This window comes from Bradyrhizobium sp. HKCCYLS2038, assembly GCF_051167655.1.
Classification (GTDB): domain Bacteria; phylum Pseudomonadota; class Alphaproteobacteria; order Rhizobiales; family Xanthobacteraceae; genus Bradyrhizobium.
The window spans coordinates 845,800-867,475 of record NZ_JBNPTM010000001.1 but is presented as its reverse complement, the minus strand read 5'-3'; the positions used below and the strand labels follow the sequence as shown (position 1 = coordinate 867,475).

Sequence of the window (21,676 nt, the reverse complement as noted above, 5' to 3'; positions counted from 1 at the left end):
GTACCCCCTTCCCTGTTCCTTGCCGCGGCCAGGTAAGTGAGTCCAATACGGCGCCTATGAGGGTTTTCGCATATCGGCGTCCGCGAGCGGTTGCAGAGCGCGCTATTCCTTCGCAATCTTCGACCGAGCGTCGGGCTTCAGTAACTCGATATAATCCACATCGAGGGCGACCGACAGTTCGTAAATCGTCACGACAGTTGGGTTGCGCTGCCCTTTCTCCAAGCCGCTTATGTACTGCTGGCTGAAGCCAGAAATCTCCGCCAGCTGCTCCTGAGTCATTTCTTTGCTCTTTCGGATCCGCAGAACGTTGCGGCCAACCAACCGACGCATGTCCATGGGCAGAAGTCAGCCCATTGCGCGCATGGTTTTTATCAACTATAGTATGTATCAACTGAAGTATGTAACGCCTGATCGGCCCAAGAGGAGGTTCTGTGTCGCAAGGTCGTTTCGCCGAACCGAATTCGCAGGGTCGTGCCGTGGCAGTGACCGCGATAGAACATGGCAACGTGGTTATTACAGTCGCAAGCTTAGCGTGCGAGCGCACCGTGGCCGCCGCCCCGGTCTGCGGCTTCATCACCACGATTTTGGGAGGTCCACTTCGGGGCGAGACGCGGGAAAGCAGAACGTGGAGCGGGATGATTCGCAGTCACTCGGACGCTGTATCTCGCGTCTCCGAGCTCCTCGTGTCCGAGCAGGATGACGCTCCGCAAGCAGACGATGAGCACCCGCGATAGAGCCCGTGAACCGACCCTTTTGCTTCCGATAGCGCGATGACACTTCCGAAGGGCGCAAAGGCCTTCACTCTTACCTGATCCAGAGCCTAGACACGTCCTCCGGCGTTTTTCCGGCAGGTGCACAGGGCTTCGGGAAGGGTATCCGATCGATGCCAAGGCAGACGGCCCTCCCGTCATCGCTCAAGCCGCGGCTCATTACTCGCGAGGCGGCAGCCGCCTACATCTGCGTTTCCGCCAACGTGTTTGATCAAATGGTGCGAGCAGGAAGCATGCCAAGGCCTAAACTCCTAGGTGAGCGCCGGAAAGCATGGGACGTCCGAGAACTGGATACTGCCATTGATCTGCTGCCTCCAGATGGCAATGATCCTGGCCTTGACGAGACGTGGAGCGATGTCGATGCCTCGAAGGTTGCCGCCATACGTTGAGCGCAATCACGTCAAGGGGCATACATACCTATCATTTCGGCGCGGCAAGGGTCGGCGCATTCGCCTGCCGGATGATCCGACCAGCCCTGAGTTCATGTCAGCCTACCAAAGCGCCCTTCTCGGTCAGGTGAGATCATCGCGCCCCCAACTCCGGCGGCCCGTTCAGGGCACAATCTCTGCGTTGATCGCCTCTTATATGCGAAGCTCGGAATACATTGGCCCCCGAAAGACCAGCAAGGAGGGGTACGGCAGACGCCTCGAGGCCATCAGAATCGAGCACGGGCATCGGACAGTAGCTGGACTTTCTCGCGAGCGAATCATCACCGGCATTCTTCAGCCGTTCGCCGACCGTCCCGGCGCGGCTCTCGATACACTCAAGAAGCTTCGCATTCTGATCCGTCACGCAATCAACATCGGATGGATCAAGCACGATCCGTCGCTCGGGATAAAGCGACCCAAGCTTCAGCGCATCAGATCTTGGACCGAGGACGAGATCGAGGTTTTCCGCAAGAAGTGGCCTCTGGAAACCAAACAGCGGCTGGCTTTCGAACTGTTCCTGAATACGGGCCAGCGACGATCGGACGTGGTCCGCATGGCGTGGTCCCACATTACGCCAGAGAACAGAATCGCCGTCGCCCAGCAGAAGACTGGACGTCGATTGTTAATTCCGCTCCACCGTGACCTGCTTTCGGCCTTGGCGCTCGCAAAGCGTGACCACGTGTCGATCATCACGACCGCCTACGGCCAGTCCTTCAGCGTTGACGGCTTCAGCCAATGGATGCGCGATGCGATAACTGACGCAGGCCTGCCGCTTGGTTGTCAGCCACACGGCCTGCGGAAGGCAACCGGCCGCCGACTGGCAGAGGCTGGCGCGACGGCAAAGATGATCATGTCAGTCCTTGGCCACACCACTCTTGCGGAGGCTGAGCGCTACACCGAGGAGGCTGATCAGGCGAGCCTTGCGGTCGATGCTCTGGCGCGCATTGAAGGACACAAGGCGAACGACCTTCCCCAAACGCAATCTGCCGGTTTGGGAAAACCGACCAAAAGCCGAAGAAAATCAAAGGGGGTAAGGCAGAACTGGCGCTCCCTAGGGGAATCGAACCCCTGTTTCAGCCTTGAGAGGGCCGCGTCCTAACCGCTAGACGAAGGGAGCGTGAGGTGAACCGCATAGCCTCGAAATCGCCGCGCCGCAAGACGGGGGATGGGATTTTTGTGAGGGAGCTGGGGGCTCAAATGTCTGCCCCCGTGTGGACCCCCACCCCCGCCCCCTCCCCGCAAGGGGGAGGGGAGCCGACTGCCCGGGGGGGCGAAAGGATCGGCCATGATGGGCGCTGGCCAGGATGGCGGTGCGCCGCCCTGCCCTTACGGCTCCACCGCGAAGCGGAGGCGGCCGGTGGGTTTCAGGGTTTTGGCGTCGAAGGTGCGGATCTCGGTGGTGCCGCCGACGTCGAGCGTCACGGCCAGGCGGTCGCCGGCGGTGCCGGTCGCGACGATGCGGGCGCCCTTCGGCAGCATGGCGGTGAGGTCCGGGCCTGACGCCGTGCTTCCATCGCCGCGGAAAAGGCGATAGCCGATGGCGACCAGAAGCACTGCGATCGCGACCGAGGTGGTCACGCCCGCGATCATCATCATGCGCCGCAGCCGCGCCATCAGCTGGGCCTGCTCGGGCGAGGACGGCTCGGGCGCAACGGTAGTATTCATGGACATCTCGACTTCACAATCCCACGGTCTGATGACGGTCATTGTCGCCGGCGACGAAGGCTCGCCGCGGCTCGATCGCGTGCTCGCAAGCAAGCTGCCGGAGCTGTCGCGGTCCCGGCTGAAGGCGCTGATCCTGGCCGGCCAGGTCAGCCTCGCTTCGGGCGCGGTGCGGGACCCCGCTTATCACGTCACGGCCGGCGACACGATCACAATCGACGTGCCGGAGGCTGTCGCCGCCGAGCCCGCGGCCGAGGCGATCCCGCTGGATATCGTCTACGAGGACGACGACATCGTCGTCATCGACAAGCCGGCCGGCCTGGTGGTGCATCCCGCCGCCGGGCACGAGACCGGCACCTTGGTAAACGCGCTGATCGCGCATTGCGGCGCCAGCCTTTCGGGAATCGGCGGGGTGAAGCGGCCGGGCATCGTGCACCGGCTGGACAAGGACACGACAGGGCTGATGGTGGTCGCCAAGAACGACATGGCGCACGCTTCCTTGAGCGCGCAGTTTGCCGATCACGGCCGCACCGGCGCGATGGAGCGCGGCTATCTGGCGTTCGCCTGGGGGCTGCCGCACCGGCCGCATGGCACCATCAATGCGCCGATCGACCGGCATCCGCATGCGCGCGACAAGATGGCGGTGCGCCCCAAGGGCCGCGAGGCCATCACGCATTACGAGGTGCAGGAGAGTTTTATCGGCCGCGACGGCAAGCCGGTGGCGGCGTCGATCGCCTGCCATCTCGAAACCGGACGCACCCACCAGATCCGGGTGCATCTCGCCCATCTCGGCCATCCGCTGATGGGCGATTCCGTCTATGGCCCGCATTTCAAGACCAAGGCGAACCAGCTCGGGCCGCAGGCGCGGGCGGCGCTCGAATCGCTGGGGCGGCAGGCGCTGCATGCCTATCTCTTGGTAATAGAACACCCCCGGACCGGAGAAATTCTGCGCTGGGAATCGGGGCTGCCGGAGGATCTTCGTCTTTTGGGCGACGCAATGCGAGCGGCGCTATGACGCAGGCCGTTCAGAAAAGTGCAAGCATGTCAAAATGTTAATGCGGCCACACGGGGTCGTGACCCCCGGAATCCTTCCACGGAGGACGATTTTTGGTGTATGTTGCGCCTGCGTCGAATGGTCGACGCATGGAACGTCGCAAACCGGCCGGCTTTAACAAAGCGACCGATTTGCCTGGCCCGCCGCTATCGGGGGCCTGAACCAACTGGAGGGCGCTCGATGGCCCGGACAGCCACTTTGCCGGTTCTCAACGGAGAATCCGGACTTGCTCGCTACCTCTCCGAGATCCGCAAGTTCCCGATGCTGGAGCCGCAGGAGGAGTACATGCTCGCCAAGCGTTGGCGCGAGCATGACGACAGCGACGCAGCACATAAACTCGTGACCAGCCACCTCCGGCTCGTGGCCAAGATCGCCATGGGCTACCGCGGCTACGGCTTGCCGATATCCGAAGTCGTTTCGGAAGGCAATGTCGGCCTGATGCAGGCTGTGAAGAGGTTCGAGCCCGAGAAGGGTTTCCGCCTCGCCACATACGCCATGTGGTGGATCAAGGCGTCGATACAAGAGTACATCCTGCGTTCGTGGTCGCTCGTGAAGATGGGCACCACCGCGAACCAGAAGAAGCTGTTCTTCAACCTGCGCAAGGCCAAGAGCAAGATCTCGGCGCTGGATGAAGGCGATCTGCATCCGGATCAGGTCAAGCTGATCGCGAAGCGCCTCGGCGTGACCGATCAGGACGTGGTCGACATGAACCGCCGCCTCGGCGGTGACGCCTCGCTGAACGCGCCGATCCGCGACGACGGCGAAGCGGGCGAATGGCAGGACTGGCTGGTCGACAACTCGCCCAACCAGGAAGCCATCATGGCCGAGCACGAGGAGTACGACCACCGCAGGCAGGCGCTGAACGGCGCGATCGGCGTGCTGAATGCGCGCGAGCGCCGCATCTTCGAGGCGCGGCGGCTGGCCGACGAGCCGATGACGCTCGAGGACCTGGCGGCCGAGTTCGGCGTGTCGCGCGAACGCGTCCGCCAGATCGAGGTGCGCGCGTTCGAGAAGGTGCAGTCCGCCGTCAAGGGCACCATCGCCAAGCAGGAGGCGGCGGCCCTGGAGGCCGCGCACTAGAGGCGCGCGGCTTAAGGTGGTTTTTGATGCGATCGGAGCCGGCGGAGACGCCGGCTTCTTTGTTGAGAGACGCTTGTTTGTTGAGGAGATCTAGTCGGGCACAGCGCGGGCGAGTTCGGCCAGCGCACAGCCCTCGCAATAGCGGGCGTCCTTGTAGTCGATCCAGTTGTGCGCATAGATCCGCTCCCGCGGAATCCCATAGCGCAGCCGGAGCAGCTTCGAGAGAATCCGCCACGCGGCGATCTGGGCCCCGGTGGCGGGGGTGGTGACGTCGGGATAGTTGCCGGCGAACTCCACGCCGATGGAATTGTCGCGCACGACCTTGCGATAGGTCGGGGCGTTGTCGATATAGCGGTTGTCGTTGCGGTTGGCGCCGTCGCCGTGCAGCGTCACCAGGGTTTCCGGCACCGCCCAATACACCGTGCCGTCGGTTTCCACCCACAGGGTGACGCCGCGCCGTTTCGGGTTTTTGGCCTGCGCCATCGCCCCCGCCTTCGCCGACCCCGCCGGCCCCTCGGTCTGGTGGACGATGATGTTGGTCCAGGGATGCGCTCTTTCCGGCGCGCCCCACGGCGCCAGCCAGACGATCCTGAGGCCGGGGATGTCAGGTGTGCCGGAGGCGCGGGCGAGCGCGGCGAGATCCTCGGCCATCGCTGGTCGAGAGAGAAGAAGCAGCAGCGCAAGCGCTGCGTGGAGAGAGCACAGGAGCGGCCTCATGGCCGAACGATAGCACCGCTTACTCGGCCGCGGCATCCTGGCTTGGGTGGTGCGCGGTGATCGCCTCGATCTGCTCGGGCGCCAGGGTGGGCGCGTCCGCTTCGCCTTGGTAGACGGCAAAGCCGTTCTTGCCGTCTTTCTTGGCGGCATACAGCGCCTGGTCCGCCCGCGCCATCACCCGGTCCGGGAACGCGCCGACGTCGGGGGTCCATTCGGCCACGCCGATCGAGACCTCGATCGGCACATCCGCCCCGGCGCAGGCTTCCGCATCGTCGCGGCAGACCTGCAGAATGCGCCGCGCAATCATCGTGCCCTCGCGCAACGCCGACGCCGGCAGCAGGATGCAGAACTCGTCGCCGCCAGTGCGCGCCAGCAGGTCGCCCGGCCTGAGCCGGGTCTGCGCCATCAGCGTGAAGTGCTGCAAGCAGGCATCGCCGGCTGCATGGCCATGGTTGTCGTTGATCAGCTTGAAGCCGTCGAGGTCGATCACCAGCAGCGCAAACGGCCGCCCCGACCGCTCGGCCCGCGCGCATTCCTCGGTCAGCCGCTGCATCAGATGGCGGCGGTTGGCAACGCCGGTGAGATCATCAAGCAGCGCCAGATCCGCAACCTCATTGCGCAGGCGCTCGACGGCCATCAGCAGGAAGCCGAAATTGAGCGACATCGACAAGAACATCAGCGCCAGCACAGCGGCCGCGTGGCCGCTGGTCGAGTGGCTGAAGTTGATGTCGGCGCCGATGAAAGCGCCGATGCTACGCGCGGCAAACACCGCGATGATCACGACCGAGAGCAGCCCGGCCAGCCTCGCGCCCGGATTGATGGGGCCGCGCGTCGAATCCAGCACCAGCCGCGCGACCATTGCCATCGGGATCGACTGTCCGAGCGAGTAGCACAGGATCCGCAGGGGGGCGCTGTCGAAGACATGCAGAAAGAACGCGATCGAGGCCCCGCTTGCAGCGATGATCGCAAAGCTCAGGCGCCACGACGCGCGCCGTCCGTAGAACCGCTCGACGCCCATGGCGGCGAGGCAGATGGCCATCGTCGTCAGGGAGCTCGCGACGAGCAGCGGCAGAGAAGAGCCGACATAGAACCCGCCCAGCGCGAACACCGCCGCCGGTGCGCAGATCAGCGCCGAGGCCGTCCAGTAGCGCGCCGATGGCAGATTGGGATAGCTGCGCATCACGTAGGCCCAGATCAGGCCCAGCGCGAGAAAGTTGACCACGAACGCAGTCCACAGCGTCGGAACGTTCAGCATCCCGACCACAGGACACAACCGATCCTGTCCTCACTGCCGCTCAACACCGCACTCATGACCATCCCTGCATGTGGCGGCACCATGAGCGGGGCGCCCTTAATGTTTTCTCAAACGCTCCTGCAAGATTGCGCCTTGGTTTTGAAACAATGAAGACACCATTTGCCTGCCGTTAACCCTGCTCCCATCGCGTGTGCGCTTGCTGCACGGCGACGGCGGCGAAGCGAGCTGTGGATAAGCGCAAGCGCCGTGGTGACAGCGTGAGGCAGAGCTCCGCGAATCTGTTGGGATCATCCCCCGAGGCCGGTGCATGGCTGAAATGCGCCAGCAAGGTCTCGAAGTCGCGTTTGCAATCCATCAACTCTGACGAGGATTCCATGGCGAAGAAGGCGAAGAAGGCCGCCAAGGCCACCAAGAAAGCGGCGAAGAAGACCAAGAAGGCCGCCAAGAAGAAGTAGTTGCGTTCCCGGGTGGGAGCGCCGCTTCCACCCGGCCTCTCCGCCGGCCCGTCCTTCTCCCTCTGGCCCCCGTCCTTCGATTTTAACGAAATGGGGAGGCCGCCTGGATCCGTCAAGTCATCAGGCAGCCGCGGCCCTCATTCCCTGAACGACCTCCCGGCCTCCGGCGCGCGCTCCAGCGTCACCTCGGCCTCGCGCAGCACGTCCATCGGCGCCCATGGCTTGCTCCAGAACTTCGTGCCGCCCGGCAGCGGCTGCGAGAGCGGCCGGCCCGACGTCACGACGACGTTGATGTCAGGATGGCGCGCCCTGGCGATGTGCGCCAGCTCGACGCCGCTCATGCGTCCCGCCAGATTGACGTCGGTCATCAGCAGCCTGATGCGATGGCCGGGCTTGTTGAGCACGAGCTCCGCCGCCTCCGCGCTCTCGCACGCGATAACGTCGTACTCGCTCTCCTCCAGCAGCAGCGCGATCATCTCCCGCTGACTGGGATCGTCCTCCACGATCAGCGCGGTGGCGCGAAACGGCTGCGACTGTCCCATGCATCGACCTCCATGAAATGTGCCAGTGCTGACGCAATGTGAGTTAAAAGCGGAACAGCGGGATGGTTCGGTTCCGATGTAAAAAACTGGCGGATATTCCGGCTCTTGGAACGGGCCGCGGGATCCGGCGAGCAAGGGGAAGGAACGATGACGGCAATCCAGGGAGCAGCCGCGGCGGTGACCGGCGCGGCCGGCGGAATCGGGCGCGCGCTGGCGCAGGAACTGGCGGCGCGCGGCTGCGATCTCGCGCTGGCCGATCGCGACGAGGCCGGCCTCGCAAGCCTCGCGGCCGAACTGGCGCCGCGCGGCCGCAAGGTCACCACGCACCGGCTCGACGTCAGCGACGCCGCCGCGATCGCGCAATTCGCCACTGATGCGACCAGCGCTCATCCCGGCCTCAACATCGTCATCAACAATGCCGGCGTGGCGCTGTTCGGCAGCTTCCACGAGATCGACCAGGCCGAGATCGAGTGGCTGTTCAACATCAATTTCTGGGGTGTCGTGCACGGCACCCGCGCCTTCCTGCCGCAGCTGTCGCGACAGCGCGAGGCGCATGTCGTCAACCTGTCCTCGATCTTCGGCATCATCGCCCCGCCCGGCCAGTCGGCCTATGCCGCGGCCAAGTTCGCGGTGCGCGGATTTTCCGAGAGCCTGCGTCATGAGCTCGCCATGGCCAACAGCCCGGTCAAACTGTCGGTCGTGCATCCCGGCGGCGTCGCGACCGCGATCGCGCGCAACGCCCGCGCCGGCCGTGGCATGACCGACAATGCCCGCCGCGTGCAGTCGATCGAGCGCTTCGAGCGGCTCGCCAGGACCAGCCCGCGCGACGCGGCGCTGCGCATCATCGAAGGCATCGAGCGCAACGAGCCGCGCATCCTGATCGGTGGCGACGCCCGCTTCATGGATCTGTTGCAGCGGTTCATGCCCGCGACCTACTGGAAGGTGATGGCGAAGCGGCTGGAGAAGGCGGCGGCGCAGGACAAGTGAGGCGATCACCTCGGCCGAAATCGCTCTCGCGGCGCTGATGCGTCCGAGCGTTGCTGATGTCCCGCCCTCATCGAGATGGAGGGCGCAGGGAGAGCCAGGCCTCGGCTGAGGCCTGCGGCCCGCGTGCGAAAGAAAATGCACGCGGCGGTTACCACAGGTTCAGCCGGACAGACCCGGCCCTCCCTGCGCAACGGTTTGACGCCTTATACGTGGTCTTCCTGGTGCGCCGGGCTTGTTGGCCACCATCCTCCCGCGAAGCTGAGCTTCGTCGTGAGTTGATACCAGCGTCGGGGTATCGGAACGCCACGATTTCGGCGTGCGCATCGCTCCGTTCGTCGGCGCGGCCAAAGCCACGCTGCGGAGCTCTACGCCCATCGCACCCCAAGCCCGCGCCTCGTGACGATCGCGAAACGCCCCTCCGGCGGGCCAGGACGAGCGGAAATGTGCGCCTGATTTGCCCGACGAGACAAGGCCGGAGTTGCCCGACGGAATGCGACAAACCAACACGACGGGCAATTTGCGCATGGCGGGTATGTGCCCGTCTCTCAGTTCGTCATTCCGGGGCGCGCGCAGCGCGAGCCCGGAATCCATAGCCACGGAATGTCGTTTGGCGATTGCTGGAGCGACAACCTATCTCACCACAGCCGGCTGTGGTTATGGATTCCGGGCTCGCGCTGCGCGCGCCCCGGAATGACGTGCCACAAACAATGTTCGCACGCGAGGCGATCCAGAGACGCCCCCCTACCGCCCCATCAGCTGATCCGCATAGTAGCCGATGGTCTTGCGGTAGATCACCGCCCTGTTCCACTCGCGCATCGCGTCGAAGTTGGCTGATCCCTCGTCATAGGGCTGGCCCATCTTGAAGCCGTTGGTGTGCAGCAGGTTGGCGGTCGAGGCCAGCACGTCGGCGGTGGAGTGGCGCAGGTCGACGCGGCCGTCGCCGTCGAAGTCGACGCCGTATTTGATGTAGGACGACGGCAGGAACTGGGTCTGGCCGATCTCGCCGGCGAAGGCGCCAACGAGATCGCGCAGAGTGAGATCGCCGCGCTGGACGATCTTCAGCGCCGCCATCAGCTCGCCCTGGAACAGCTCGGTGCGGCGGCAATCATGGGCGAGCGTCGCCAGGGTGCGGATCACCGGCAGCTTGCCCATGTCGCCCTTGCCGAAATCGGTCTCCAGTCCCCAGATCGCGACCAGGATCTGCCGCGGCACGCCGTATTGCTGCTCGATCTTCGACAGCAGCGCCGCGTGCCGCTGCAGCATGGCGCGGCCGCCATTGATGCGGCCGGCACCGACACGAGTCGAGACGTACTGCTCGAAACTCTTGTTGAAGGTGTAGCGCTGGCGGCGGTCGAAGGCGAGCACGGCCGGATCGGCCGTCACGCCGGATAGCGCCTGGCTGATCGTGCCGGCCGAGACACCAGCGCCCTGCGCTTCCGCGGAGATGCTCGCGATGAAGGTGTTGAAGTCGCCACCGCAGCGTGCGGCAAGAGCGGGTGACGCAAACGCGAGGCTGGCGGCAATGACGAGCGAGCGGACAAGCAGCATGAGAGGAGAGATCCCTGCGTGAGAGCGTATGACGGCGAGCCGGCGACGAGGTGCCCCGACATTGCCTGATTTGGCGGCCTCAGGCCAGCCGGCAGGGATTGCCCCGATCTGCATCGCGCCTTCGTCCCTTTTGAACGCAACGCCACCTCGACGGCACATATGCAAGGCGCACCTTGTTCGAGGCGCGTTCCTTCCGCGCGCGTTGATCGTGCGCGCCTTCTGCACGCCACGCGCGTTGGCCCCGCTTTGCCTCAGGGCTATCGCATATGAATATCTGAGTGTTTCGCTAAACTGCCTCCACATCGTCATGCCCGGGCACCGTCCCGGGCATCCACGTCCTTCTCAGGATGCCGAGCGACGTGGATGGCCGGGACGGAGCCCGGCCATGACGGCGTGGAGAGAGCCGAACTCAAACGCGGATCGTCATGTGCGATCGCCCTGCCCTTTAGTCTGGAGAGGTCTCCATGAATTTGATTTTCCGGCGCGGCGCCCTGGCGCAGTTCGCTCTGGTCGCGGCCCTGTTCTGCTCGACGCTGGCGCCCGCGACCGCGCAGCCCGGCGATGCCGCGGCCGCCAAGGATTATCCCGGCATCGGCCGCTTCGCCGGCAGCGTGATCACCGGCTATGTCGCCAAGGATTTCGACGCGGTGCGGCTGCAGGCGGCACCGTTCAAGGACGGCAAGGCCAGCGACGAGCGGCGCCTGGAGGGCCGCATCGTCAAGATCGCCTATCGCACCGCGCCCGGTCCCTCGATCCTCGAAGTCTCGCGCAACTTCGAAGGCCAGCTCGCCAAGGTCGGCTTCGAGCCGCTGATCGCCTGCGACACCGATGCCTGCGGCGGCATCCCGTTCACCGAAGCGATCGATGCGCTGCCCGTGCCGCAGATGTGGATCGACGGTTTCGACTACCGCTATGTCGCCGGCCGCAAGGCGGCTGATGGCCGCGAGATCTATGCCAGCGTGGTGGTCAGCCAGAACAATCAACAGATCTACGCCCAGCTCACCATCGCCGAGCTCGGCGCGATGCAGAACAAGATGGTCAGCGCTGCCGAGATGGCCAAGGGCCTCGGCGACAAGGGCCACATCGCGCTCTACGGCATCTATTTCGACACCGACAAGGCGACCATGAAGCCGGAGAGCCGGCCGACGCTGGAGCAGATCGCGCAGTTGCTCGGCAACCAGCCGCAGCTCAACGTCTTCATCGTCGGCCACACCGACAACCAGGGCAGCTACGACTACAATCTCGAACTGTCGCGGCGCCGCGCCGAGGCGGTCGCCGCGGAGCTTTCACGCAGCTACCGCATCGCCCCGGCGCGGCTGCGCACCGCGGGTGTCGGCCTGCTCGCCCCGGTCGGCAGCAATGCGACCGATGCGGGCCGCGCGCTCAATCGCCGCGTCGAGCTGGTGGCGCCCTGAGGCGCGGCCCGCTTGATCCTGGTCAAGACGACGCCACCGCGTCTCCCTAGACTTCGCGGCCGAAATGGAGACGACGCCATGATCGGGATTACATTGTCGGCCGACCAGATCCGCTCGGCGCCCCCAGAGGTGCGGCGCTGGATCGAGCATCAGGTGCTGGCGGGGCTCGGGCTCGGCCCGGAGGCGCCGCCAGTGCCCGCGCTGCCGGTGCAGGGCGCGCATCTCGTCGCCTGCAGCACGGACGATGCCGCCAGCATCCTGGCGCACATCCAGGGCGTGCTGCCGGCCGTCAACGTGTTCTTCGAGTTCGGCCGCCCGGGCGTCGCGCTGGGCCAGCCGCCGGTGATGATCTTCCGCCTCATCGACATCCTGCATCACACCCGATTGCAGAACGTCGGCCAGGTGATGGCCTCGCTCGATCTGATCAACAAGGCGCTGATCGAGACGAGGCACGATGCGGCGGCGCGGTTCTGCGGCTTCGACAATGAAGGCCATTGCCTGATCGCCCCGGAAACCCAGCGCGCCATTGCCAGCGTCTGGCAGACGGTGATCGCCAAGCAGCACGGGGTAGCCGAGGGCGCGGCTGCGTGAGAGCTGAGGTCGCACGACTGCGGCCGCTGGTCGGTTCAGATCCCTTCATTCATGGGCGAGCGCTCTCGCCTTGCTCAGTCATTCCGGGGCGTCCGAAGGACGAGCCCGGAATCCATAGCCACGAGCGGTCGTGATGAGACACGGCTGCCGCTCCGGCATTCGCCAAACACACAGTCGTGGTTATGGATTCCGGGCTCGCGCTACGCGCGCCCCGGAATGACGAAAGGAGAGCGCGTCGCAGGCGTGATCCGCCGGTGCGGATGACAGCTCTTTCGAGATGCGGAGCTCAGACCACGACCCGCTGCCCTGCGCCGATCGCTCATGCCCGCTGTCCCAAAACGACGCGCCGTCACCGCGCCACAGCCATGTCCGTACCGGGCGGCTCCGGCCTTGAGCCGGGCACGATCGGTGCTACGATTCCTGCGTCGTTCACGATCCCCCGGGAGATCGCCGATGCAACCCAGACCCCGACCGCCCCGCCTGCTCCAGGTTCCGCTGTTTCGCCTGCTCGCGATCAATCTCGCGCTCGGCCTCGGCATGGCCGTGGCGCTGGTCGGCGGCCTGCTGCTGCTCGATCCCTGGGGCCTGCGCCACCTGATCTTCGCCGACCATTCGCCCGGCGTCGCCATCGGCCTCCTGCTCGGCTCGTTCTTCGTCACCTTCGGCTCGACCGCGATGGGCACCGCCATCATGGCGCTCGGCAGCAGCGATGACGAGGAGCCGCGCGGCGGCACGCGGGCGCCTGCGCGGGTGAAGGTGCGCAGACGTTAAGCGCGAGCGCTCGCCAAAATGGCGGTGTGCTCCCCTCCCCCTTGCGGGGAGGGGTCGGGGGTGGGGGTCTCCGGGCGATGAACTGAGTGAGATGCGCCCTACTATGTCCGACGCGCGCAGATCAGTCTGAAGCCCCCCGATGCGCTTGGACGGCCGAGCTGACATCAGTGCTCGCCAGCGAGAGCGGGACTCGTGGACCCCCACCCCCGACCCCTCCCCGCAAGGGGGAGGGGAGCTCACCGTCATTGCGGTGACGGTGGCGGCGCAATCGAGCACGCCTTCACCAATGCCCCTTCCACTTGTTCCAGGCGAACAGGCCATCGGCAAACCGGTCATAACCAAATCGCGTCAACGGCCGCATGGCCCGGTTGCCGAACAGCGTGGCGAGCCAGCCCTCGCCCGGCGTCAACTTCCACAGCAGCAACGCGACGTCGGCGCCGGTGATCAGCGCGCCCTCCTCGTCGGTCGCGTGCAGGCGGCGGCGGACGGCGTCAACGTCGGCGCCGAACGCGGCCAGCGCCTCCGGCTGCTCGTTGATGTCCTTGAACGCCACCCGCCCCGACTTCACCAGCGCCAGCAGCTTGTTGCGCTGCCAGTCGATACCGGCGTCGCAGACCGGGCAGCGGGTGTTGTACCAGATGGTGAGCTGAGGCATCGACATGAGACATTCGTCGCGATTGGAAGGCCTGGCCGATAACGCACCCCGATCCGGCAAAATCGAGGAGATGGCCAACAGTCCCCCGCCTCCCGCGCTGGCTCCGGGCGGGCGGCCGTTCCGGCGACAACCATATGACGAAAAAGTCAAATTCGGGCAGCGGATAAGCATTTTCCGGCATTGACCGGACCCGCCCGGCCGCCGTAAAGCGCCCTCCATGGCGAAAAAACCCGGCTCCAATCCCAAAGGCGAATTCGCCTTCTTCAACGTGACCTATGAGGACGGCTCGCAGCGCTCCAACCGCCGCGTCCCGGCCGAGCTGCTCGGCGGCCTCGACGGCGACGAACCCGCGCGCGGCTTCATCATGGAGCAGGACCGCGACATCGCCGAGAAGTCCGGCCGCCCGCCGCTGGCGATCAAGTCGCTGGAGCGCGTCGGGGCGAAGAAGAAGTAGCTCTACGCCACCACAGGCCAAGCTGCCGTGGGGTGGGCAAAGCGCGCAAGCGCGTGCCCACCACCATCAGCGGCCGCCGGCTGACATCACGGCCACGCGTCCTCACGCCGGCACGGTCTGCCCTTGCGCCGCTGGCGCGGCTGCGGCCAGCTCCGGGTTCGGGCACAGGATCAGCACGCCGATATGCTCGATGCCGTCATGCATGAAATACTTGATCTGGACGTCGTAGCTGGCGTCGACATTGGTGCCGATCTTGAAGCGCACCGGGCGCGGATTCTCGGCGCGGTAGTTGGCAAAGGTCACGCTGGTCAGCCGCTCGCGCAGCTCCTTGGGGATCGCGCCGGCGTGCTTCTCCCAGCCGCCATAGCCTCGGGTTGATCCATACTGATCCGCCCAGTCCGCCGGCCGCGGCATCAGCGCCTTGATGAACATGCCGAAGCTGTAGGCCGTACCGTGCTCCTTCTCGAACGCGACGAACTTCGCCGCGGTGGCCCGGATGTTTGCCGGGCCGGTCAGCACGTTCAGATTCCTCTCGAACTCATCGCCATAGATGCCGGCCATCGTGGGCCCTCCCTTTGCCTCGTCGTCGAGCGTCGCTGCTCACGCGTCATTTGTTGGCCGGGCCCGGCTGTTCCGGAGACACCGGCTAGGCGAAGCTATCACTGCTCGTGGTCCGGCTCAAATGGCGCTCCGCGAGCTGCCGCCCTGCCATGCTGCTACGCAGCGTCCCGCTCCGGCTCGGCCCCGATCGCGATCAGCGCAGGCGCATCCAGTTTCCGCGGCCGGTTGATCAGGCTGACCAGCGTGTAGCTGATGATCAGCAGCAGAAACCACGAGCCGAGCTTGGCCGGCGACACTATCGCCCAGCCATGCGCTTGCGCCGGATAGATCCAGGTGCGCGACAGCGTGCCGATGTTCTCCGACAGCCAGATGAACAGCGACACCAGAAACAGCCCGAGCAGCAGCGGCATCGAGCGATGCACGCGCCAGACCTTGAAGTGCACGGTCGCAGGCGCGAACAGCAGTGCGGCCCAGCCGAACAGCACGAGCCTGAGATCGAGGCCGTAATGATCGGTGAAGAAGTTGAGATAGATCGCAGCACTTAAGGCCATCAGCCAGCGCCGCGACGGATGGCCGGTGAAGCGGAAATCGAACAGACGCCAGACCCGGCAGAGATAGCTGCCGATGCAGGAATACATGAAGCCCGAGAACAGCGGCACGCCACCGAGCCGGATCAGGCTCGGCTCGGGATAGATCCACGAGCCGGTCGCGGTCTTGAACAGCTCCATCGCCGTCCCGACGAGGTGATAGATGAGGATGATCTTGGCCTCCTCGACGGTCTCGAGTTTTACCGCGAGTAGCGCGGCCTGGACGCCGAGCATGCAGAGGAAGAGGAAGTCGTAACGGGCCAGCGGAGCATCGGCCGGATAGAACCGCCACGTCGCCAGCATCAGCGCCACCGCGATGCCGCCGAACAGACAGGCCCAGCCCTGCTTCACACCGAAGCGGAGGAATTCGTAGAGGAAGGCGGTCCAGGGTATCTTGACTGCACGGGCAGCAAGGCGGGATTCGGCGGCAATGAAGGGGCGGAGAGGCGGCCAGATGGACGCGGCGCTGGGGCCGTCGTTCGATGAGGATGATGAAGCTGTGTCGTTCTGCATCGGAAACCTTTCCGGTGGAGGACCTCTTGCGTAGCAGCGCCATCTCACGCCGCGTCAGCGGAAAGTTCAGCCTTCTCCCGGAGGGGTGCGGACGCGTACGGACACAGCGGTGCGCGCGTCGGACGAGTCACCCCGACCACAAGCGCGGTGCCCATGACTGCGCCCTCGCCCCTTGTGGGAGAGGGCATGTAGGAAAGCGCCGCAAGCTCGGTTGGGTGAGGGGTATGCCTCAACGAATGCCATTCGCGGAGAGAGACCCCTCACCCAACCGCGTGCGTGGATGGGCCTGAGATGCCCTCTCCCACAAGGGGAGAGGGCGCTGCATCTAACAGCGCCATGCGATCTCGCCTAGTTCGTAGCGTGGGCAAAGCGACGCGGCAGGCGGCGCGTGCCCACCATCAGGCGCATCGCTCCTGGTCGGTGGGCACGGCGCACGCAAAAACGGTGCAAGCCGGGCCACCACACCACGCCTTTGCCCACCCTACTAATGACGCCGTCTGTTGATAGATCCTAAGAATCAACCAGAATGGTCTTGTCGATGATCGTGACGGAGCCACTCCGTAAGTATCAGATAGGCATGCGGCGCAGCGAGTTCGGATCATACGTCTACTTGAGACCGCAGAAGCTGCATCAACTCCTCACAACCACTTTCCACGCTCTCGTCGCCGCGGAAGCGGCTGAATTCGATGTGGTCATCCTCGAACACCTCGATTTCCAGTCGCTCGCCGACCAATGTGACGGACAGCCGAATGGAATCCGGACGTGTCCGCTGAATGAAAAAATGGAGACGGAGTTCGTCGAGCAGCCTCATGATTGCGAAGAGATTTGATGACACGGGCGAACCTGATTTGCGGGCGGACGGTTTTCATTGTTCTCAAACAAAAACGGCGGACCTCTCGGTCCGCCGTCGTGGTCTGATGGATTGCCGGTCAAGCCCGGCAATGACAGTTCATGCGACTAGTTGTCGAGGAACGACCGCAGCTTCCGCGACCGCGACGGATGCTTCAGCTTCCGCAGCGCCTTGGCTTCGATCTGACGGATACGCTCTCTCGTCACCGAGAACTGCTGGCCGACTTCTTCCAGCGTGTGGTCGGTGTTCATGCCGATGCCGAAGCGCATGCGGAGCACGCGTTCTTCGCGCGGGGTCAGCGAGGCGAGCACACGGGTGGTGGTTTCGCGCAGGTTCGACTGGATGGCGGCGTCGATCGGCAGGATGGCGTTCTTGTCCTCGATGAAGTCGCCGAGGTGGGAATCCTCCTCGTCGCCCACGGGGGTTTCGAGCGACAGCGGCTCCTTGGCGATCTTGAGGACCTTGCGCACCTTCTCCAGGGGCATGCCTAGCTTCTCGGCGAGCTCCTCGGGGGTCGGCTCGCGGCCGATCTCGTTCAGCATCTGGCGCGAAGTGCGGACGATCTTGTTGATCGTCTCGATCATGTGCACGGGGATGCGGATGGTGCGGGCCTGGTCGGCGATCGAGCGGGTGATCGCCTGCCGGATCCACCAGGTGGCGTAGGTCGAGAACTTGTAGCCGCGGCGGTACTCGAACTTGTCGACCGCCTTCATCAGGCCGATGTTGCCTTCCTGGATCAGGTCGAGGAACTGCAGGCCGCGATTGGTGTACTTCTTGGCGATCGAGATCACGAGACGGAGGTTGGCTTCCACCATCTCCTTCTTGGCCTGACGGGCCTCGCGCTCGCCCTTCTGCACCGAGTGCACGATCTTGCGGAACTCGCCGATCTCGAGGCCGGTGAGGGCGGCCATCGCCTGCACCTCCTGGCGCAGATCCTTGATGCGGTCCTTCTCGTAATGGACGAAGTTCTTCCAGCCCTTGGCCGACAGCTTGGAGACGCGGTTCAGCCAGCGCGGATCGAGCTCCGAGCCCTGGTAGTTGCGCAGGAAATCCTCGCGGGCGACGCCGTGGGAATCGGCGAGGCGCATCAGCCGGCTCTCGAACGAGACCAGCTTCTTGTTGATGTCGTAGAGCTGCTCGACCAGCGAGTCGATGCGGGCCTGGTTGAGGCGCAGCGACTTCACCTCGACGATGATCTCGTCCTTGAGCTTCTTGTACTTGCGCTCCTGCGAGGGCGACAGCGACTCGCTCTGCAGCTGGTTGGCGATGTCCTGCTCCTGCAGGCGGCGAAGCTTCTTGTACTCGGACGCGATCTTGTCGAAGGTCTCGACCACCTTCGGCTTGAGCTCGGCCTCGATGGCGGCGAGCGACATCTGGTTCTCGAACTCGTCGTCGTCCATGTCGGCTTCGGCCGCCGCCTCGCCGGGATCCTTCTCCTCGACGGGCGCGCCGTTCGGCGCGGCACGGAATGGCGTCGGCTGCTGCGGCGCCGCCGGCGGCGCGACCGCCGCCTGGATCTCGCCGCCCTCGGCCGGAGCGCCCTCGCCGTTGACCGGCCCCGCGATCTGCGGGTTCATGCCGCCCTTCGCTTCCGGGCCGGCATAGGTGGCTTCGAGATCGATGATGTCGCGAAGGAAGATCTTGCCTTCGTTGAGCTCGTCGCGCCAGATGATGATGGCCTGGAAGGTCAGCGGGCTCTCGCAGAGGCCCGCGATCATTGCCTCGCGGCCGGCCTCGATGCGCTTGGCGATGGCGATTTCGCCCTCGCGCGACAGCAGCTCGACGGTGCCCATCTCGCGCAGATACATGCGCACGGGATCGTCGGTGCGCTCGCCGGGCTCCGACTTCTTGACCTCGGTGACGGCCTTCTGGGTGATCTCGACGAGTTCGTTGTCGGTCTCGTCCTCGCCGTCGTCCTTCTCCTCGGAGTCGTCGGCCTCCTCGGCCTCGGTCACGTTGATGCCCATGTCGGACAGCATCGACATGATGTCTTCGATCTGTTCCGGCGAGGTAGTGTCGGAAGGCAGCACTTCGTTGAGCTGATCAAAGGTCACGAAGCCGCGCTTCTTGGCCTGCTTGATCATCTTCTTGACGGCGGCGTCCGACAGGTCGAGCAACGGCGAAGGCGCATCGGCGGCGTCCTTTTCGGGAGCGTCGGCCGCCTTGTCGTCCTTTTCCTTGTCCTTCACCTGCAGCGTCTTTGCCTTCGTGGCCATTCATTGCTCCCGAAACGCGCCCGCTTTAGCCTGTGGCATCTTCGCCCTTGGCATCGCAGCGCCCGCCTGCTCTACTCAAACTGTTCTCGACGCGGAAAGGGCGGCGCACATCTGACGTCGCCACCCAAAGGTCTGTCGCTGGTGTCGTCCTGTTTTGGACCGGCGCGCGTTTCTTGCAAAAGCGATACCGGTTTTGCAATCGAATCCGGCGCCTGAAAACCGGCGTGGTGTCCGACAGCGAAACCAACCCATCTGCTGCAGAAAATGCCCCGGACCTCTTAAACTTCGATTAACCCTGTTTTTGCAGCCAAACCATGGATTTGGCGAGTCTTTTCGCGTGGACCGGGCCGCGCGCGGGCAGACCGGACCGAAATGTGCTCAACCAGAGACAGGGCGCCGGGCCCTCATTTCACACGTTGCGGTTGGTACGTCCGGACAGTTCTCCGAAGCCTTCGATCAGCGCCTCGGTCCCATCCATCTCGGCCATCCTGGCCTTCACGTCCCTCAACCAGCCCATGTTCGGCTCGCTCGGGTCCTCGCCCAACGCCAACTCGGCATCCTTCAATTCCCTAAGTAAGGAGTGCCATTGCCGATGCAAGGCGACCAGCTGATGCCAGGTCGCAAGAACGTCATCGCGCGCCGCGCCTGACTTCGTCGCCCATACCGCCGCGGTCGTGATCGCCCGCTCAACCCGTTGAAGAAGCTCGGAAAAACCAGACTTCTCCAGGTCGGCGCGCATCTTCTCGGCCTGCTCGTCCGGATCCGGCGAATGATGGTGGTCGTGGGCGAAAGCGGCGATGATGGCGGCCCGGAGCTTGTGCGCCTCGGGGTGGGCGAGCTCCAACGCCGCGACCTCTTCCAGGTGGTCGTGGAGCAGCCAGGGGTGGTTGATCAGGCACTGCAGGATCAGCGCCTCGCGGCGCGAGATCGCCGAGCGCTGGCCGCGCATGATCGGGCTCATGGCGAGCTGCGGACTGGCCGCCATGTAGGGTCCGCGGGACATTGCGGGACCTGTGGACGGCGGACCGCCACGGCGGCCGCCCCCTGTGGATAACCGTCCCGGCTGTCCGGATCCGGGACTGCGGGCGCCGAACCGGCGCCCTGATTCGGCACCATAGCCGCGGCCGAAGCCCCGGCCGCCGTCGGGTGCGAAGGCCTGGTACAGCCGGTTGCTGAGGTCCTGCTTGTAGTAGCGGCGTACTACCTCGTCGGCGATGCCGCCGGTGAGCTGGCCGATCCGCGCCTCCAGCGCGGCGCGCCGCTCCGGAGTGGTGAAGCTGCCGCCCTCGATCTCGCGCGACCAGATCACCTCGGCGAGCGGTTTTGCGATCTTCAGCACCTCCTCGACCGCGCCGCGGCCACCGGAGCGGACGAGGTCGTCCGGATCCTGGCCCTCGGGCAGCAGCGCGAAGCGCAGGCTTTTGCCGGGTTTCAGAAGCGGAAGCGCGAGGTCCGCGGCCCGATGGGCCGCCTTCTGGCCAGCGCGGTCGCCGTCGAAGCACAGGATCGGCTCGTCGACCATCTTCCAGATCAGCGACAGCTGGCTCTCGGTCAGCGCGGTGCCGAGCGGCGCGACCGCGCCGGCAAAGCCCGCCGCGACCAGCGCGATGACGTCGACATAGCCCTCGACCACGATCATCGGCGCGCCATTGTGCGCGGCCTGGCGGGCGTTGGCCAAGTTGTAGAGATTGTCGCCCTTGTGAAAGAGCGGCGTCTCCGGCGAATTGAGATATTTCGCCGGCACGTCCTTCTGCATCGCGCGGCCGCCGAAGGCGATGACGCGTCCCCGGACGTCGGTGATCGGAAACATCACGCGATCTTTGAAGCGGTCATAGGGGACCGGAATGTCGTCGCCGCCGATGAGCAGCCCGGCCTCGACCATGTCGTTGACCGGCACGCCCTGGGCGCCGAGATATTCCTTCAGGCCGAACCGCTCCGGCGGCGCATAGCCGAGCCGGAACTGCAATTGCGTCTGCGGCAGGATCGCACGATCGGCGAGATAGCCCCGCGCTCTTGCGCCGTGCCTGGAGCCCAGCGTATCGGCGAAGAATTTCGCCGCCAGTTCCATCACGTCATACAGCGTCTTGCGCTGCCGCTCCTGCCGCGCCGCATCCGGCGTCACCGCCGGCAGCGCCAGGCCGGCGACCCCCGCCAGCCGCTCCACGGCCTCCGGGAAGCTGCAGCCCTCGGTCTCCATCACGAAGTCGAAGATGTTGCCGTGCTTGCCGGAGGAGAAGTCGTGATAGAAGCCCTTCTGGTCGTTGACGTAGAAGGACGGCGTCTTTTCCTGCTGGAACGGCGACAGCCCCTTCCACTCCCGCCCGGCCTTCTTGAGCTTCACGCGCTTGCCGACGACATCCGAGACCGGAAGCCGGGCACGCAGCTCATCGAGGAATTCCGGCGTGAAGCGGGCCATGAGTCGGGCGAGGGTCCTGTGCCTGTTGGCTTAGGCATATAGGCAGCCGTGTACGAAATGTGAACTTCCTCGAGCTTCTCCGGGCTATTCACAGGCCCTGCTCTTTCCTCCCGTCATTCCGGGGCGCCCGCAGGGCGAGCCCGGAATCC

General features: G+C 65.0%; 20 protein-coding genes, 1 tRNA gene and 1 pseudogene. 10 read left to right on the top strand and 12 right to left on the bottom strand.

What is annotated here, in order from left to right; all coding sequences use genetic code 11:
• Window positions 1–102: 102 nt before the first annotated feature.
• Entirely contained in the window at window positions 103–336 is a 234-nt protein-coding gene (locus ACQR1I_RS03965) for a helix-turn-helix domain-containing protein (protein ID WP_434865859.1), read from the bottom strand.
• A 752-nt stretch (window positions 337–1,088) separates the two neighbouring features.
• On the opposite strand from ACQR1I_RS03965, the pseudogene ACQR1I_RS03960 reads away from it, so the two are divergent.
• Window positions 1,089–2,099 (top strand): annotated as a pseudogene (locus ACQR1I_RS03960) (tyrosine-type recombinase/integrase); the annotation flags it as partial.
• A 141-nt stretch (window positions 2,100–2,240) separates the two neighbouring features.
• Here the strand turns inward: ACQR1I_RS03960 and ACQR1I_RS03955 are convergent.
• Together ACQR1I_RS03955 and ACQR1I_RS03950 are read right to left on the bottom strand one after the other, a co-directional pair.
• Window positions 2,241–2,315 (bottom strand) — tRNA-Glu (locus ACQR1I_RS03955).
• Window positions 2,316–2,524: 209 nt separating this feature from the next.
• Complete coding sequence (locus ACQR1I_RS03950; protein WP_434865858.1) at window positions 2,525–2,863, bottom strand: hypothetical protein; 339 nt, start codon at window positions 2,861–2,863, stop codon at window positions 2,525–2,527.
• Between the two features lie 31 nt (window positions 2,864–2,894).
• Between ACQR1I_RS03950 and ACQR1I_RS03945 the strand changes: the two genes are divergently transcribed.
• Together ACQR1I_RS03945 and rpoH are read left to right on the top strand one after the other, a co-directional pair.
• On the top strand, window positions 2,895–3,875 hold the full coding sequence (locus ACQR1I_RS03945; protein WP_434865857.1) for an RluA family pseudouridine synthase: 981 nt from the start codon (window positions 2,895–2,897) through the stop codon (window positions 3,873–3,875).
• Window positions 3,876–4,094: 219 nt separating this feature from the next.
• Window positions 4,095–4,994 (top strand): RNA polymerase sigma factor RpoH, encoded by a 900-nt coding sequence (gene rpoH, locus ACQR1I_RS03940; RefSeq protein WP_434865910.1) that lies wholly within the window; start codon window positions 4,095–4,097, stop codon window positions 4,992–4,994.
• 90 nt (window positions 4,995–5,084) lie between these two features.
• Here the strand turns inward: rpoH and ACQR1I_RS03935 are convergent, their stop codons facing one another.
• Window positions 5,085–5,711: a peptidoglycan recognition protein family protein gene (locus ACQR1I_RS03935; RefSeq protein ID WP_434865856.1), complete on the bottom strand. Its 627-nt coding sequence runs from the start codon at window positions 5,709–5,711 to the stop codon at window positions 5,085–5,087.
• Between the two features lie 19 nt (window positions 5,712–5,730).
• Window positions 5,731–6,966 (bottom strand): GGDEF domain-containing protein, encoded by a 1,236-nt coding sequence (locus tag ACQR1I_RS03930; protein WP_434865855.1) that lies wholly within the window; start codon window positions 6,964–6,966, stop codon window positions 5,731–5,733.
• Window positions 6,967–7,223: 257 nt separating this feature from the next.
• On the opposite strand from ACQR1I_RS03930, the gene ACQR1I_RS03925 reads away from it, so the two are divergent.
• Window positions 7,224–7,421: a hypothetical protein gene (locus ACQR1I_RS03925; RefSeq protein WP_434865854.1), complete on the top strand. Its 198-nt coding sequence runs from the start codon at window positions 7,224–7,226 to the stop codon at window positions 7,419–7,421.
• A gap of 137 nt (window positions 7,422–7,558) precedes the next feature.
• On the opposite strand, the gene ACQR1I_RS03920 is transcribed toward ACQR1I_RS03925, so the two are convergent.
• Entirely contained in the window at window positions 7,559–7,963 is a 405-nt protein-coding gene (locus ACQR1I_RS03920) for a response regulator (protein WP_434865853.1), read from the bottom strand.
• 147 nt (window positions 7,964–8,110) lie between these two features.
• Between ACQR1I_RS03920 and ACQR1I_RS03915 the strand changes: the two genes are divergently transcribed.
• On the top strand, window positions 8,111–8,950 hold the full coding sequence (locus ACQR1I_RS03915) for an SDR family NAD(P)-dependent oxidoreductase (RefSeq protein ID WP_434865852.1): 840 nt from the start codon (window positions 8,111–8,113) through the stop codon (window positions 8,948–8,950).
• 741 nt (window positions 8,951–9,691) lie between these two features.
• On the opposite strand, the gene ACQR1I_RS03910 is transcribed toward ACQR1I_RS03915, so the two are convergent.
• On the bottom strand, window positions 9,692–10,498 hold the full coding sequence (locus tag ACQR1I_RS03910) for a lytic murein transglycosylase (protein WP_434865851.1): 807 nt from the start codon (window positions 10,496–10,498) through the stop codon (window positions 9,692–9,694).
• Window positions 10,499–10,962: 464 nt separating this feature from the next.
• Between ACQR1I_RS03910 and ACQR1I_RS03905 the strand changes: the two genes are divergently transcribed.
• From ACQR1I_RS03905 to ACQR1I_RS03895, 3 genes are all read left to right on the top strand, one after another.
• Complete coding sequence (locus ACQR1I_RS03905) at window positions 10,963–11,913, top strand: OmpA family protein (protein WP_434865850.1); 951 nt, start codon at window positions 10,963–10,965, stop codon at window positions 11,911–11,913.
• A 78-nt stretch (window positions 11,914–11,991) separates the two neighbouring features.
• Window positions 11,992–12,504: a hypothetical protein gene (locus ACQR1I_RS03900; protein ID WP_434865849.1), complete on the top strand. Its 513-nt coding sequence runs from the start codon at window positions 11,992–11,994 to the stop codon at window positions 12,502–12,504.
• Window positions 12,505–12,957: 453 nt separating this feature from the next.
• Complete coding sequence (locus tag ACQR1I_RS03895) at window positions 12,958–13,275, top strand: hypothetical protein (RefSeq protein ID WP_434865848.1); 318 nt, start codon at window positions 12,958–12,960, stop codon at window positions 13,273–13,275.
• A 280-nt stretch (window positions 13,276–13,555) separates the two neighbouring features.
• On the opposite strand, the gene ACQR1I_RS03890 is transcribed toward ACQR1I_RS03895, so the two are convergent.
• Window positions 13,556–13,930, bottom strand: a complete 375-nt coding sequence (locus ACQR1I_RS03890) for a thiol-disulfide oxidoreductase DCC family protein (RefSeq protein WP_434865909.1) — start codon at window positions 13,928–13,930, stop codon at window positions 13,556–13,558.
• Between the two features lie 217 nt (window positions 13,931–14,147).
• On the opposite strand from ACQR1I_RS03890, the gene ACQR1I_RS03885 reads away from it, so the two are divergent.
• A complete protein-coding gene (locus ACQR1I_RS03885; RefSeq protein ID WP_006613601.1) occupies window positions 14,148–14,384 on the top strand; it encodes a hypothetical protein in 237 nt (78 codons plus the stop codon).
• A 102-nt stretch (window positions 14,385–14,486) separates the two neighbouring features.
• Here ACQR1I_RS03885 and ACQR1I_RS03880 read toward each other — a convergent pair whose 3' ends face one another.
• Both ACQR1I_RS03880 and ACQR1I_RS03875 read right to left on the bottom strand, forming a co-directional pair.
• Window positions 14,487–14,945 carry a hypothetical protein gene (locus tag ACQR1I_RS03880; protein ID WP_434865847.1) on the bottom strand — a complete coding sequence of 153 codons (459 nt, stop codon included), beginning with the start codon at window positions 14,943–14,945 and terminating at the stop codon, window positions 14,487–14,489.
• A 155-nt stretch (window positions 14,946–15,100) separates the two neighbouring features.
• Window positions 15,101–16,045, bottom strand: coding sequence for a DUF817 domain-containing protein (locus ACQR1I_RS03875; RefSeq protein WP_434865846.1), 945 nt, complete (start codon window positions 16,043–16,045; stop codon window positions 15,101–15,103).
• 526 nt (window positions 16,046–16,571) lie between these two features.
• Here ACQR1I_RS03875 and ACQR1I_RS03870 point away from each other — a divergent pair.
• A complete protein-coding gene (locus ACQR1I_RS03870) occupies window positions 16,572–16,874 on the top strand; it encodes a hypothetical protein (protein WP_434888704.1) in 303 nt (100 codons plus the stop codon).
• Between the two features lie 128 nt (window positions 16,875–17,002).
• Here ACQR1I_RS03870 and rpoD read toward each other — a convergent pair whose 3' ends face one another.
• Both rpoD and dnaG read right to left on the bottom strand, forming a co-directional pair.
• Window positions 17,003–19,111, bottom strand: coding sequence for an RNA polymerase sigma factor RpoD (gene rpoD / locus ACQR1I_RS03865; RefSeq protein WP_434865844.1), 2,109 nt, complete (start codon window positions 19,109–19,111; stop codon window positions 17,003–17,005).
• A 409-nt stretch (window positions 19,112–19,520) separates the two neighbouring features.
• Window positions 19,521–21,527: a DNA primase gene (gene dnaG, locus ACQR1I_RS03860; RefSeq protein ID WP_434865843.1), complete on the bottom strand. Its 2,007-nt coding sequence runs from the start codon at window positions 21,525–21,527 to the stop codon at window positions 19,521–19,523.
• Window positions 21,528–21,676 lie beyond the last annotated feature (149 nt).